Here is a 16,452-nt window from a genome sequence, read left to right as displayed (position 1 = left end):
CATCCGTCGCAGCCCAACAGCGACTTTCGTACGACCACGCGCGGATCACCGCGTTCAGCGCTTGTCACACCCGGGGAGCCGATCGGTCGGTCCATCGGCTCAACTGCGCCAGGATGGCATCCGTGGCAAGTCCAGCGGATACGGGCGACTCGGGCGCGGATCCCGTCCGCCGACTCGCCGACCTCCTCGCCCGGCACGGTCCGGCGGGCTGGCGACAGGTGGACGCTGTTTTCGCCATGACCGTCGCCACCGAGGTCGGCAAACTGGTGTACTCGATCGGCGACCACACCGTCGCTCTCGAACCACCGGAATCGGTGCGCACCCTCGTGCGCACCCTCCGCGCCGCAGCCGCCCGCTCGCCCGAGGGGCCGTGGTTGCGCCTACTCGTCACCGCCGACAATGCCGGTGCCATCGAAATCGACTACGACTACGGCGAACTGCCCATGCCGCCGGGACAACTGTTTCCGCCGGAGGTATATCGCGCCGACCTGAGAACCTATCCGCGCGAACGCGTCCCGGTATGGTTGGCCGCCTACGTCGGACACGGCGATCGGCAGCGCCGTCCACCACGGGCGGCGGCCGGCCAAGCCCGCACCGATCTGGCCGCCGGAGTGTGGGCGACATTGGTGGAGAACGAATTACCGCCCTTTCCGAAACTGTGGGCACGCTGGGTGACCCTCGCCGCGGTCTTCGTCGCCGCCGGATCCGAGTGGGGTCCGCGAATATTGCCGTGGTCCGGGGTTTTCGAAGGTGCGACGCATGGCGGCTCGACACTGTACGTGCTACCCGGCGGACGCGCCGTGCTCTCGGGCGGTGTCTGGAATGACCCGGCTCTGGCCGCCGCCTATCTCGAATCCGCGCCGCTGCCGAACCTCTATGCGGGAGCGCCGGATTGGGTGGCCGATCCGGTGCTGGATCCGCGTGCCGCCTCGGGTCTGCTCTCGTTCTGCTACTGGTGGGATTCGGGGCACTGGTATCGCGCGGAAATCGGGTCGGATTGCGCCGAGGCGGTCCCCGGCGTGTGGACCGCCACCACCACACTCGACATCATCGCCACCGTCGCGCCCGATCTGCCTCGCGAACACGCGGTCGCGCTATTGACCGCGGCGGAATCGGCGCGCGTGACGCGCGCCGGTCTCGAGCACATCTTCGACGCCGACCACGATATCGACGGCGCGCTATATCAATTCACACTCGCCGGACTGGTTTCCGCTGTACCGCAACCAATGCCGGAGAATCGGGCGCTGGCCATGGTCCGCGACTACCTCGCGGGCCACGGTCTCCCCGAAACCCCAGTGGCCCAAATGATCGCCGAACGCTTCGGCATCGGCTGGATCGTCCGCGTCCCCGCCGAGGTCGAACCGGCGATCTACTACATCGTCGACGACGGCCGCCTGGAACGCACCGCGCCGACCGTGACCCCGGCGACCGCCATCGCCGAACTCGAGCGGCAGTTCCGCCGCCGCCACCGCATCGAAGGGTGAAGTCATGGACCGTTGGGAACGCGAGGGCCTGCGCGCGGCCAACACGGGCACACTCAATCAGGTGGACCACATGCTCGACATCCTCAAGGAGCAGCAGGCCTATCTCAAAAACGTGCAGGAAAAGATGACCACTCTCCGCGCCACCGCCACCTCGACCGACCGTCTCGTGACGGTAACCGTGGACGCGGCGGGCGTGGTCACCGAGGTGCGTTTCGACCAGGAAGCCTTGCGCGGCAATGCCGATGAGTTGGGTCGATCGGTCGCCGAGACCGCCCGCCAGGCGGCCGCGGCGGCTCGCGGGCAGGTTCAGGAATTGCTCGCGCCGGTCCTCGAATCCGCCGAATCCATGCCGGACTTCTCCGATCTGATCCCCGACGCGCCGAGTATGCGGCCGCACGTGGACCGGTAGTCACCGGATTCTCCGGAATGGGAACCGGTGCGTACCGAGCCGTATCGGACAATTGGGTGCTCGCAACGTCGGAGCGGAGGGTCGATCGGTGAATCAGTTCCGGATGGATCCCGCTCGGGTGCGCGATGTCGTCGGTCGACTGTCGGCCATCGCGGACAACGCCCACCGGGATCTGTCCCAGTTGCGGGCCGCCCTCGATCTCGCGGGCGCGTGCTGGGGCACCGACGAACCGGGCCGCACCATTGGCGACACCTACCTGCCCGAAGCGACGAAGGCACTGACCGGAATGCGTGTCGTCGCGGACAATATCCGGGCGCTGGGCAATGGTATTGCCGGATTCAGCCGCCAGGTGCAACAGCAGGATCAGCAATCGGCATGGTATCTCCAGCACGCCCAAAATGGGCCATCGGTGGATGCCGGCACGGGGCCGCATATCGGTCCGTTATATGACGGCACGCCACAGTATGTGACACCGGTCGGCGGCGCGGTATCGCCGCAAGTATCCGGCGGTGTCGAACCCGGTGTCGGTGCGCAGGGCGATCCGAAGCCGGTGCGGTCCGGAGGGAATCCCGCGACGCATCGGCCGCAGGCCGAAAGTCCGTCGGTGACCACGCCACAGCCGGTGTCGAGCACCGCCCGTCCCACGGCATGGCCTCCGTCGGTGTCGGTCCCGGATTCGCAGCGGGGAGCGAACAACCCGTCCCGGCCGAACAGCCCGGCGGATATGCCGCGAGTCGTATCGCCGAGTATCGCGACCGGTCCGGGTGCCACCGCTGCAGGTGTCCCGACCGATCCCGGCCCAAGGGGCAGTTCGCCGCTCCAACCCGACAAGGTCGGATCATCCGCCGCGCCCTGGCAACCGGAGGCAGGCAAAGCGGACAACCCCTGGTCGCGGCCGAATGTCACCGCCGGAACCGACACGGGCGCACCGCGATCCATGCCGAGAGGCCAATTCCCCACCGGGGCGACACCACCGAACCTCGGCGAACACCCGATGGCGCTCCCGCCGCGACGTGCCAAACCTCGCCGATACCAACCTGTTTCGGCCCACGGCGCGGAAAGTCCCGCAGTCGCCGGGCTTCGGGAACTCGCCGAACGTCATGGCCTGCGCCTCATCGGATTCGATGATCCCGCGTTCGACAGCACGACATTGGCGGAGTTGGTCTCGGCTGTGGATTCCATGCTCGGGAAGTACCCCTGTCTCGCACTCGGCGGCTTGGAGATCACCGATATCCCCGCCACTGTTTCGCGAGTGGTGGTGCGCAGAACCGAGGAAACCGGCCCGCGCCAGGCTTGGATCATGCTGGACCGGGCTTGCTTGGTGGATCGCGGGCAACTGGAGCATCGCGTTGCCCACACACACCGGCCGGGTCGACAAATCGCCGAAATATCCCAGCGGCCGATGTATTCGACAATCCTCACGGACTTCGGACGGATCATGGTGCACACGGCCGGTCCCGATGCCGTCCGGAAGGCGCGCCGCCGTCTCATCGCAGGCGCACCCGGTGATGGGAAGGGGCGTCGAACGCTCGCGCGGGTGATCGCCGCCTATCGACGCTGGCTGAATCCGCTGTGGGACAGTGCCTCCGACGGCCCCTTCGATCCCCGCCAAGCCCTGGTCACGGCCTTCGCCGAGACCGAACTGTGCGGTCGGGCGGCGTCGGTGCCCGCGCGCGTACTGCACCGACACCTCGTCGACAGCGTGGTGGCACGGCAATGAGGATCGAGATACCGCCGGGGTGGCCGTCCTGGGCAATCGAACTGCTGGTCGGTCATATTCCCAATGGCGATCCGCGACTACTGCGCGACTGTGCCGATGCGTGGGCACAGGCTGCTATCGCGGTGCGGGCGTTGTCGGTTCAGATGGGTGCGGCAGAGGTCGGCCACGTCGCCGCCGCGATCGAGGGTCAGGCGGGCGAAGCGTTCGGACACGCGATCAACGAACTGCGCGACGATTGCCGTTCGCTGGCCGAACCTTTCGACAGCATGGCCAAGTACCTCTACGGAGTGGCGAACAAGCTGGAACTTCAGATCTTCGTGGCGGTCGGAACATTGGCCTTCATGGTCGTGCAGTACTTCGTCACCGTCGCCACGAGGAACGCACCGGGCGCGGCCCTCGTCCGTGTCGAAGGCGAGATCGCGACCAAACTCACCTGGCGCGCCCTGGTCAAATGGTTGCGCCAGGGCGGCGCGAAATTCGTGCTCGAACATCCTCCGGTCAAAGTGGTCTGGCAGGGCGCCAAATGGGGCGCGCTGGTCGGCGGCGGCATCCACTTGGGCGCCGAATTGATCCAGGTCGCACAGGGACATCGCGGTTCGGTCGACGTGAAGGCCGTCGGCGAAGCGACCGTGGTGGGCGCCTCGGGTGGTGCGGCGGGCGCGATGCTGGCACTTCGGTTGGCGCCGAGGCTGCGCGACTGGGTCAATCGATTCCACACACAGCCCACCAGAGTCGCTGCCCATGTGGCGGGCGTCCTGGCGGTCGGCGCAGGCGCAGGCGCCGCAGGCGGTGTGGTCGGGGCCATTGTGCTGGCCGAAATGGAAGGGCGTCGGATCAATCTGCGCAACCTGGCGGAGGCGGCGCTGGCCGGTCTCGCGCCAGGGGCCGCGGGCGCGGCCGGAGCGGCATCGAAGGCGGGGATTGCCGCAGCGAAAACCGGTGCGCGAGTGCCGTTGCCGGTCATCGAACCCCCGGCATCCGGTTCGCATGGCGAGCCGCCGATCGAAGTTGCCGCTCGGGCTGCGCGAGAGCCGGTGCCGCCCGTGGGTGAAGCAGTGAAATCGCCTGTGCGATCGCATAATTCGGAGTCCGCCCCCGTCGAGCACGAGATGATTGGTGGCGGCCAAGAGTTTTCGGATGGGCGGGCGCCGAAGCCCGAACTCACGCCGGAAGCGATGGCGGCGGCGGCCGATATGGGTCTAAACGTCCACGAGATCTTCGAGGGAAACGATCCGTTTCTCATGCTGGCGGAGGAATTCGGAAAGCCCGACCACGGACAAGGCGCGCCCGACCCAGGGCCTGTCCTCAAACCTGATGTGGCGGATCCAAGGGTGCCGGTCGATTCGGACTTCCTGCGCATCATCCAGGAAAACTACGGTGACGGCGGCCTCGACCACGGACAATTTCTTGGACCGCCGGGTGGCGGCACATCGCCGCTCGGGCCGCCACCCGGCGGCGGGCAACCTCGAGGCGGCGGGTCGGTCGGTCAGCCTCAAGGGGGCGCGACGTCGCCCACTTTCACGCCGAGTCCGGATGGAAGTGCGGTCCGAGTCGGGTCGTCAGGCAGTCCCGGATCCGGCGGGGGAGGAGCAACCGCCCACGCCGGTGGGCAACTTGGCGGTGGATCAGCAGGCCAACCGAGTGGTTCGGCCGGACAGCCGGGAGGCATCGCACCGCAAAGCGGTGGCGGACCATCCGGTGGAACCCAGCCGGGAGGCGCTGCGCCCGGCCAGGCGAGCGGCCCGCAAAACCGCCAAGGCACTACCGATCCCACGGCCGGCGGCGGTCCCATCACCGAAGGATCTCTGCTGCCCGGCGGTGACCGACCTGCCACACCCGACACAGGGCTACAGGGCAACCGCGGCGTCGTCGCCACCGCTTTGGGCGACGTCAATGACGTATTCAAACAGATCACCGAAGGTCTGGACCTGACCCCCGAGCACACGCCACCGCACACCCCCACCGAGGCCCCACCCACAACTGCACCCACGCCGAAAGAGCCGCTCACCCCGGCACCCCCGACCACCAGGGAGCCCACGAACCCTGCGGCAACCACCCCGTGGACCGGCTCCAAAACCGAATCACCGACCCCACTTACCCAGCGCGGCACAACCCAAACCCCTGGCCACACCGCGACTCCCACCGGCACCCACACATCGGCCCCGACCGAACCCGCCACAAATACCCATGCTTCAACTCCCACAGGCACCCGCGCGTCAACCCCTCCCGAGCCGGGGACCAATACCAACACTCCGACTCCGTCGGGTACGTACACCCCGACCCCGACCGAGTCCGCGACAAATACACACACCACGCAGCCGACCCACACCGGTTCGCCTCTGGAACAGCCCGGATCAACCAGCACCCCGAAATCCGCCACGACGACACCCCCAGCCACCGACACCACCACCCACCAGGCAGCGAACCAGCCACCCGCACACACCCCGAATCCCCCCAACCCCCAAACCCACGCCGCCCTCACCTTCCAAACCCCGCCCGCTCCCGCCCCGGAAACAGCCCCCACCCAACAACACCCGACCCCCACGTTCACCACATCGAACTCAACATCCACCTGGCTGACCCCGACGAACGGCGCAACCACCCACGACCAAACCCCGACCCCACCACCAGAATTCACCCAACCCGAACCCGATTACATCCGTACCACCTTCCCCGGCTACTTCGCCGACCCCACCATCGACCGCCCCACCCAGTTCCCCTTCCCAACCCCCACGGAATTCACAACTCCCCAAGGCGATTACGTCGTCCTCCCCGGGGTCTCGGGCGCCCCCGACCCCGAAGCCCCGCACGACACCATCCCCGTCACCCCCCATCTCCCGGCCGACACCCAAACCCACCTCCCCGCCGAGGCCCCGCGCTACCGCCCCCCGGTAGACATGCCCCAACCCGACCAACCGACGACCCCCCAAACTCCACCACCGCTCCCCGAATACCTCCCCCCATCCCGCCACCAGTCGAACCCGTCCACTCACCTCCCCGCAACCCCAGCCCAAACCCCTCTCGAATCCACCCCAACACCCAAATACGCAACCCCACCCGACCCCAATACCCCTGGCGCACCCCAAGATCCATCCCAACGCCCCAGACCCCACCCCGACGACCTCGGCTACGCCCCCAACCCCTCCGCCCTCCCAGACGCAGGCCACGTCCCCGCCCGCCAACTAGCCCCCCAACCAGCCCCCGCCATCGAACCCCGCCCGATCCCTTGGACCCAAGCCACCATGGGCGAGGGCAAGAAGCGCGAACGGCATAGAGGAGGGGCGAAACCGACGTCTCCCGCCCCGTCGCCGCAGCCTGCCCCGACACCCACTCCACCGGCTACCGAACCCCCGAAGGTGTCGCCACCCGCCCTACAGCCCGCGGCCAACCCCAAACCGAAGGCAACAACCCCCGCCGGAAGATTGGCGGAGATACTCGACCTCGACCCGAACCTGCTCACCCGTGCCAGGTTCGTCCGGGCCATCGGCCAACTGAACGATCGACTACTGACGCTCGACAAAGACACCGCGAGACCCCAAAATCTCGAACATGTTCCCAAATTGGTTGGACGACTCATATCGGATGAGGTCGCCGCCCAGCAACCGGACGCGAAGCCGTCGGTTATAGATCCCCAGCGCAAGGAAACCGACCGAGCACTAGCCGCCGCCGTCGGCGCAGATCCAGATGCCATTGGCCTACGTGATCCCGAGACCCTGGATCCGCTCATCGAACTCCGGAGAATCAGCTACGAACGGGAGATCGACCTTACACTCGCCGAGTTCATCGATGTCGCGTACGGCTACCTTCAGCTCAGCTCTGCTGTAAGAGCGGAGAAAGAACTTCTCGAACACAGTTCGCTGATGTCGGCAGAAGATCACAAAACAGCCCGCGCGGTCCTCTGGGAACTTGCCGTCCAGGCTTTGGCGGACAGTGTCGAGGAGCCCGAGGTCAGTATCAAGCACGTCGGTGGCTGGATCAGGCTCACTGTTTCGAGCGCAGGTACGAAACCGCCCGTTCGTCGGACTTCCGAAGAATCGCGTGCCTTCGAGGTGGAATTGGGGTTGATCGATTCCTCCGAAGGAGCCCCGGCCGCAGGTTGGTCCGCAGTCGGATTACTCGATCGGGCTGCCGCTTGGCAGTATCGGGTTGACCATGCGTCCGAAACGACGCCTACGCTGTCGATCGACGCGTTCTGGCAGGTGTCGGGAGAAACCGCAGAATATTGGGATGGAAAAAGCGGTCGATACCTGAACGAAATACCGCGCGCGGTGCCAGAAAGTGGCAACATAACCTTCGGAATCGATGTAGTAAATGCGGCGTTGGAATCGAGTTTGCCAGTCGAACAGGTCGCCGATATTATGGGGATAATCTCGGATTGGTCCTCGGTCGCGGATGGCCTCCCCGGTGAGAGCGGGGTCTCCGTGACCGGTGAAGGGTCTCGGCTACGGGTCGAGATTATCAGCGGTACGGCCGGGCTACCGATCGGGCAGGCGGGCAAGATTCTGTTCTCGTCGCTGACCGATGACCACATGATGAATTCGATCGAATCCTTCGGTGGCTATGTGGATCGCGACCACGGTGAATCGGTCTGGTTTGTTGTAGATAGATTGGGTTCGGTCGAATACGGTGAAAATAGGCTGGAAAATCTTCCCAAGAATCTTGTCGGCCCGGCCCTCGAAAGATTTACTCGAGAGATTTCTCGCGCAAAGCAGACTATTCGAGAGGTGCTCGAACCTCTGGCTGCGGTCGGTATGGAACAAGAAGTCGAGGAACTGATCGGCAAGGACTACTTCTCGATCATCCGCGAGGTATTCGAGTTGCGGGCAAGATTGGCGGCAGATGTTGACGAAGCCATGCGGGGCCGGAGTTTCAACGAAGATGTCATTCGATTGCTGTCCTACGAGCATTATCTCGAGCATAGGCAGAAATCAATTTCCGATGCGCAAGTCATGATCGATTCTGCCAATAAGTATATGGATCGAGTGCGGGGGGCATTCTCGATCTTGGAGAACGAAATGGCTCTCCAGGAACTGGGCGCAGATGTGGACTCAATTATCTCGGGAAAGATGGCCGATGGGAGGCGAATCGTACTTTCTCACATCAATGGGCAGCGAGCGCTTCTCGGTATTCTGGTTCCCCTGGCCCGTCGTGAGAGGTCGATCCGCTACTATCGTCGCTGGGTGGACAACAATGGGGAGATAGAATATACGCCGGTTTCGGGAATCGGCTCGGACAATGAGCGTTCGCAGGATCCCTATCTGATTCCGATCGAGCGGGCTTGGGTTGAATCCCTTCGGGGGTCGGGAAGTCCCGAAGAGAGATTGAAACTGGCCGTCGAGCTCCCGATTCTATCGCGACATCTTCTCGACAACGTCGATCCGGAGCGAATGACTCCGGTGGATAATATCGCGGATCGAGTCCTATCCGTTTCCTATGCGGGACCCGATCCGATTCGCACTGTTCAGATAACCATAGACAATGAGGTCGAACGCAAGGCCTTCCTATTTGGACTCAAGGTGGCAAGGGCATTCGGTAGCGATGTTGCCGACCATGTTGTCTTCGGGTCCACTATTGTCATGGGTGATATGCCAGGGCTGTTCGATAGGGAGTCGAGGGCAGGAAGTCCGCGCGTCTGGGCCGAAGCCGTGCGGATGCGCAATGGTGAGCGGCAGGCAATGATCGACTTCGTGCTCGGCATCCAAGATCACCGGCGTGGCGAAGGGTGGTACTCGATAAATGGAATCGATGTCGGCAGCCTGGACTACCGATATGCGTTCCGGGACGAATGGAATCCGGAGGATATCCAAAGCGGCTATTTCGAAACTGCCGATGGCATGTGGTACGGTCGGCGCTACTCTCGCGAACTCATGGAGCAGGCCGAATGGAGCCTTCTCGAAATAGAAGAGGAGCTGCGAGAGCTGAGTCCCGAGTGGACGCAGGTATTGTGGGACAATATGCGACTGCTGGATAGCCGCATCGTCGACCGAGATCGCAATGTTCAACCCAACGTCGACGTGGCAATGGATCAGCTTCGTCACAGAATTGAAACTCTCGCTCGAAGCCTCGATATTCCCGAGTCGAAGGCGACGCCATCCTCGAATTGGTGGGGAACGCTTGCCGCCTTGCGGGTGAAATATCCTCCGGGTACCGAAATGGCAAGCAAAATCGGTCTTCTATACAATGCGGCTATGGTGGAGAAGCATGCCTATGCTGTATGGAAACCGGAGGAACACTCGGAAGTAGATCAAGACGATGCGGAAATAATCGGACTGATTGAAAACTCACCTGAAACAACGATACCTATATTGGCGGATGCGCAGGAAAAGCCTCGACTTGCCGACGATATCGAGGAGCGGATCCAGTCTATTCGGTCGCAAGTCGAATCGGTTCGGGCGAAAATGTTGCAGGAGTTCGGCATCGAGTCCAGTGAATATGAAGTAGATCTTCTGAGCCGAATCGAGGCCGGACTGTCGGACATAGCGGAATTCCTGAGACAGCACGATTCACGGATCGATTATCAGGCTGCTATTGCCGATTTCATTGAGACCGCCGAGTACTGGGTAACCACTCGCGAAATGGCGGTAGTATACCGAGTCGGCGCAGGTGCGGTTGCGGAGTTCAATGCGGCCGGTGAGCGTCTCGATGGTGCCATCACGGCAATGCGAGAAGGCGCGGATGGGGTCGAGAATAGTGCAGTAGATATTTCGTCGGATACAGTGTCGGAGGTAGAACTAGCGGCGATCGAGGGAAGACTCGTCAATTTGATTCAGCCCGGTAGCCTATTGCGCAAGGTGAATCCCGGTATTGTGCGGAGTCTGTCGCAGGCTCTTGAATATCTCAGCCGAGTGCACATTGAAATACCTGACAACCGGATGGCCGAGAAGCTTGTTGAATCAATTGTAGAATGGATTGCCGCATACGATGCTGTGGTCGAAGTCAACGATGCGTTTTCAGAATTGCGCAAGAGGGCCGGCAGGTTGGTTGTCGGAAAGACTATTGACGTCACCGAAGAATTATTGATAGATCTCGACAAGATTGATGAATTGAATCTCGGGGGAGATCGGTCTTCGGTTGCGGCGCAGAACCATTCGGCCGAACTGGAAGCGATGGTCGAGCAGGATTCCGGCACTCGCCAGCTATTCGACCTATCAACACAGATGCAGGGTTGGGATCCGACGGATATCGATCTCGTCGCCGCCGCTGTTCAAGCTCTTACCGACCAGGCCGTCCAGGATTTCGGCGAATCTCCGCGAATCGAGAGCACGCGGACGGATGGGCGAATAACAGTCCGAATCTCGAACGAGGGTAGGCATACGCCGATCAGATCTGGCAGTGCGGCATGGTTCGCGACGGCGCTCCTCGATGCGATCGGCGCGTGGAGTTTCGTCGTGCACTCGGGGACGACGATCGAGTTCAGCATGGAACATCCATCGGTTGCGGCGCCCGCACCAGGTCGCACGGAACCGGACCTTGTCCTGACTTTGAAGCCAGGGTCGGGTGCCGCGGCCAGTGCGCCGGCATTCGAACCAATTGGACAACTGCTGGAGCAGACGGGTTGGCCGGACGAGCGAATCGGTGCGTTCCAGAAATTTCTGTCTCGGCTAGTCAATGCGATCCGAGCGTATGCCCCCATGAACTATTCCGAGTTCGAAGAAGCGAATCCATCCGATTTTCGAACTGCTGTCTACGCAACCGGGAGCGAGCTGCGTCTCGAAATCGACACCGCGTGTAGAGATTTTCCATTCGAGAATCTCGGTACGCTGTTCGACACGATGCCTGGTCTGGCCGCTTGGGGCGGTGCGGTGACAGGTGAGACCGACCGTGTCGACTTCACTGTGGTGTCGGTGGATCCGGAACCGGGCTCAACGTCTGCCACAGCCGCCCCGAAGACGCCGCCGGGCAGCCCATCGCCCAGCCCAAAGGGCGGGAGCGCGAGTGGTCCGGTTGTCTCGCTCCACGACTTCGACCCAGCCGAAGCACTCGATCGTTCCCGACCGCGACGTCGCCGACCGCGATTCTCAGGTGTGCCGAAGGGGATCCCACACCAAGTTGTGGGGTTCCACAACGATGAGGATGGCAACGAGTGGGGTACGAAGCCGCCGCAGCGTCGAGAATCTTCGCAGTGGCAGCAGCGCTTCGATCGTGAGATGGCCGAAGCCGAGGCGGCGAGATCAGCCGCGAACGAATCCGCTGCCGGTGCTTCCGCAGCGGAGACTGGAGCGGGCGAGCACGCCGGACAAAGGCCCGCTTCGCAACCGCGGATGCCGCGTCAACCCAAAGGAGGCCGCGCTGATGACGGCCCGGGTGGGTCCCGGCGTGCATCGAATTCGATCGTGTCCGCGGAAGCGGCCGATGCCGGTGCGGACTCGCCCGCCCCTCCGGACTTGGTGCGGATCCTTGCCCCGCTGCTGGGTAGGACCGATCCGAGCGCGGTGACCAAAGGGATTGATCAGGCGCTTTCGATGGTCGAGGCGGCACTGCGAACCAACGACGAAGCCGGCCTGCGGCGGCTGATCGAGGAGGGGCGGCTCGACCACGTCACCGAGATGATCGCGGAGCTCGTACGAACCGACTACGCCAGTCAAATCGGTAACCCGACACCGGCGCAACGAGCCGAGCACGGCGCCGAACGTGCTCGTGCGATCAGCGCTGTGGAGAGTTTGAGTGCCGAAAGGGCAGAGAGGAACTGGACTCCCGTGAGGAGCGCGGACCCGGTTCGGGAACTCCGTCGCCTGAGTGGAATGCCCGGTGCGCCTGCGAGTCTGGGCCGACTTGTCGATGCGGTGACCGTGTTTCTGCGGCTCGACGGTGCGGAACGGATAGCCGCTGAGCTTCCGAGTGCCCTGGCCCCCTGGGTTGCAAGGCGCCCGACCGAAAGAGCGTCCGTGGTCGAATCCGCCGCCGAAGCTGTGTGGCTTCTGGCAACCCTGGCGGTCGCGGATTCGACGGACCGGCCGCGTATCACGCTCTCCCACAACGATGGTCGAATCGTAGTGAGCGTCGCCAATGAAAGCGACCAGCATCCGATCCGCGTGAGCGTCGCCAATGAAAGCGACCAGGATCCGATCCGCTCGGATGGGAGTGTGTGGTCATCGCTCGATGCACTGGGTACGTGGGACTTCAGTCTGAATGCCGCGGGGCGCACCGTGACATTCACCATCGGAGATCCAACGGAAGAGCCACCCGGCAAATCCGAACCTACAGTCGCGCTGCCGCTCCCGCTCACCGCCGACCATACGGCAATTGAGGCTGCGCTCGAACCGCTGGTGCGGAAGCTGACCGAGGACGGCTGGTCCACGAACCGAATTCGCGAGGTGGTCACCGTGGTGTGGGCGGTCGCCGACACGGTGGAAACGCACGCGCCGCACTTCGCATCAGAATTCGACGATGACGACTACCTGAAGGTGTTGCGCGCCACTTTCGACGACAGTGCTGGGCAGGTGCGTTTCGAACTCACAACCAACAGCATCTCCTTCCCTTTCCAACATTTAGCCGACGAGTTCGCCGCTTTCGACGCGGTGGTGGGCTGGGGAGGTTCCGTGACCGAGAACACGGATATCGTTGTATTCACCATGGCCAAGGGTGCGCCGTCCGATACCGACCCGAATCCGTCCTGGATTGAAATGGTGACCGGTCCGAGTGCGTTCAGTGCGAAGTCCCCGCTCCCCGAGATTACCGAATCCGACATGTCGGATGTTCGCGAGGGGATCTATGAACAGATCGGGAAAGCGGCATATCAGGAATGGTGGCACATTGTATCTCGCTTGCAGGCCGTGCAACCTCATCTCGAGAAGCTCGATGCGATATTGCGGAGGACTGTGCAGGCCGATTCGCAGGAGATTGGCCTGTTGGCCGAACTTTTCGCCGCAACGCGGGAGTGGCTGAAGACACGGCCTGCCGCCCATGTGGTCGAAATCGCGCGGCCCGCTGTGCACCACAAATACGTCAATGGCAAGCCGACGAAGGAGTTGAATCCCTATTGGGAACTTATCAAGGACGCGAAGCGCCGATTAAAGAAGGCGACCCGAGCGATTTCGAACGCTCTTGCCGGCGCGCCTGCAACCACGTACGACCCGTATTTCTCGGTTGATCCGGAGATGGCGGCCAGGCTGCCGTTGGCGTCGTTGTTGGTACCACTCGCAAGCGTTCTTTTGGCTGGGGCCGCAAATGACAAATGGGTGCAACCGCTCACATACTCGTACTATCTGCTGGCTCAATATGAACCAAATCCTGGCTTTCCAATGCATCCAGTCCTATCGAATATTCACAGGGCTACAGAGGAATGGTTGGCTGCCTATCGTGGCAACAGGGAAGCGCACGCCGCGCGCGACGACGCGGCAAAGGCTGTGTCGGAAGCCAGGGCAGCGATCGCCCTTTTCGAGGCTGCTGACAAACGGGTCGCCGGTTTGCTCGGCGCGTTGGAACGCCGAGCGGCGCCGGAAGGCGGGTCTGCCTCGACGGACGTCGCGGGGGGCCGCGGGCGAGTGCCGACAGACGCAAAGGTTCCGGAAGGTTCCTGGGCCGCTGGGTTGGGTGCGGGGCCGATCGCACGGCATGATGCGCGACCACAGGACGATGAATCGACCCGCAGCGCAGACCAAACGCGTGGCCCGGTCGATGAGGCGCGCGAAGGCGAACCACAAATCGGGCCTGCACCGGTTGTCGTTCCCGAAGGCGGTGAGCGCGTCCTCACGCAAGCCGAGGTTGCGGAGAGTCCCTGGGCTGTTGGACTGGGTTCGGGGCCGAAGGCAAACGGCGGTGCGGGAACGCAGGTCGATGAGTCGAATCCGATCGGTCATGAGCCGGTCTCCGGTTCGACAGTGCGATCCGGCACGGGACAGCAGTCACCGGATACGGTGCAGATCGTGGCCCCGTCGGTCGGGCCAGGCGATCCCTACGTGGCGACTATTGGCCCTGGACCACGACTTGCGGACCTGTCGATCGGCTCGGACGTGCCTGTAGGTTCTATACGGCACGGTGAATATGATCAAATCAAATATGTTTCCGGCGGAACAGCTGCAATCAGTCATGTCGGTTACCGCCATAAAAAGAACGACGATGCGCTTCTTGCTGCGGAGTATTGGTGGAACGGCCGCCGGGTTAAGTTTATAGGGGTGTTCGACGGGGTATCGACCGCAGTCCGCGGCGATTGGGCGGCACGCATGGCAGCTGCGGCTGCCAAAGAGTTCGTCGACTCGGAAATGCGTCGGCTGGTGCCGGGGCAGGAGCTCGACACCGAGGCGCTATTGGTCGGCGCTGTCGGTGCGGCTCAAGAAGCGGTAGTGCGTTTGGCCGAGCAGATTCAATACGATGGGAAGTCGGAAAACGCGCCTGCTTGCACGATAGCCCTCGCGTTCATGGATGGGAACACCGTGACGGTGGCCTGGGTCGGCGACAGTCGGGTGTACTGGATTCGGCGGGACGGTGGGGCCTCGAAGCGGTTGACCGAGGATGATTCCTTTTTGTCGGAGATCATGAAACACCAAGAGGTGCCGGATGAAGCCGAAGCTCTGAAGAACGGAATGGCCCATTGGATTACGGCGTGCCTCGGGCCGGATTTCGATTATTCGCCCGAGGTGAGGGCCTCTCATGTCAAAACCCACACTGTAGAAGGTGATGGGTTTTTGCTCGCCTGCACCGATGGGTTGTGGAATTATGCCCCCGGTGCAGATGATCTACGTTGGTATGTGGATCGCGCATTGCAGGGGCAGTTGGGCGATCTACGCAATGTAGTTCTTGAATTTGTGAATTTCGCATTAGATGAGGGCGGCGATGACAATATCACCGTCGTGGTGGCGGATAATGGTGCTACCGAGTCGAGAGGTCATGATTCGAATCTCGGCGAACCGATTGATCGAGCAGATGGTGTCGGACCACGCACCCCATGGTCCGATAAATCGCAGGGCGGCGGTTCTAATTCGGCGCCGGTGGCGGGTGATCCGCCGCATCCGGTAGTGACCTCCGAGCAAGCCGGACAAGGATCCCCCGCACAAGACTCCGAGTCCGGTCGCTTTCGTGATTTCATCCCGAAAGACCGAATCTCCGGAAGGGCGATAGATCTCTGTTTCGATGAGTTGATGCGCGCCCTCCGGACTGTTTTGTCGGAAGAATCTGCCTACCGAAATCTCCTGAGACGCGCCGACTACAATCTGCTCGAGCTGAGAGCGCTCGTCGCACAGCCCGATACGATTGTTCCCGCGAGGCGGGCTGAACTGCTTGTCGAACTCTACGATTTGATACCCGGCTGGTTGGCGGCTCGCGACCGGCATCTTGCGGGGGCTGCGGCGACTGTCATGCGCATTTGGAACGTTGACCCGCACAGGAAACTAGAGACGATCGATTATGAGCTAGTAGGGCTGGATGATGTGGTTGCCAGAAAGCTGGCAGCCGCGAGGTTGCTCCGCGTTTCTCGGCGTTCCACTCGGCCCCTGCTGGATCGCGAATGCAGAACGGTGAGTGAGGTGATCGCCGATCTGGAGAGCGCGCTGCGAGCCCAGCGGCCCGCCGACGTCCGTTGCGTGAAGATCAGGGCAACGATGGATTATCTGAAGTTGCTCATCGATCCGGAGAACCGCAAGCAAGCAGTACCGAAGGCGATGATCAAGCAATTGAAGGATCTGCTGGAGCAGGCAAAATCGTGGTCGAAACTGCTGATCGAACGGGCTGAAGTCCAAAAAGCGGTGGATATTCTCAACAGTGCTCGGCCGAACGAACAGGAATACTTGGATATCGAACAGAAGATCAGCTCCATCGCGGAGGAGTTGGACCATATGCGGGCGGCCGAGCATCAGCAAGGGGAAGGTCCGGCGATGTGATTGCCTCCGTAGCATGGCCGATCG

At 62.6% G+C, this 16,452-nt stretch carries 4 protein-coding genes; all 4 read left to right on the top strand.

Annotation, left to right across the window (positions count from 1 at the left end):
• Nucleotides 1-122: 122 nt before the first annotated feature.
• The 4 genes from D5S18_RS17425 to D5S18_RS17400 all read left to right on the top strand — a co-directional run bounded on the left by D5S18_RS17425 (nt 123) and on the right by D5S18_RS17400 (nt 16,428).
• Nucleotides 123-1,484: a hypothetical protein gene (locus tag D5S18_RS17425; RefSeq protein WP_203236778.1), complete on the top strand. Its 1,362-nt coding sequence runs from the start codon at nt 123-125 to the stop codon at nt 1,482-1,484.
• A gap of 4 nt (nt 1,485-1,488) precedes the next feature.
• Nucleotides 1,489-1,893 carry a YbaB/EbfC family nucleoid-associated protein gene (locus D5S18_RS17420; protein ID WP_120042022.1) on the top strand — a complete coding sequence of 135 codons (405 nt, stop codon included), beginning with the start codon at nt 1,489-1,491 and terminating at the stop codon, nt 1,891-1,893.
• Nucleotides 1,894-1,981: 88 nt separating this feature from the next.
• Nucleotides 1,982-3,613 (top strand): hypothetical protein, encoded by a 1,632-nt coding sequence (locus D5S18_RS17415; protein ID WP_120042021.1) that lies wholly within the window; start codon nt 1,982-1,984, stop codon nt 3,611-3,613.
• Nucleotides 3,610-16,428, top strand: coding sequence for a PP2C family protein-serine/threonine phosphatase (locus D5S18_RS17400; protein ID WP_147403983.1), 12,819 nt, complete (start codon nt 3,610-3,612; stop codon nt 16,426-16,428). Before D5S18_RS17415 ends, D5S18_RS17400 begins: the two co-directional genes overlap by 4 nt.
• Nucleotides 16,429-16,452 lie beyond the last annotated feature (24 nt).

This window comes from Nocardia panacis, assembly GCF_003598715.1.
Classification (GTDB): domain Bacteria; phylum Actinomycetota; class Actinomycetes; order Mycobacteriales; family Mycobacteriaceae; genus Nocardia; species Nocardia panacis.
Note: the sequence above shows the minus strand (reverse complement) of the source record. Positions and strands in the feature narration are given on the sequence as shown.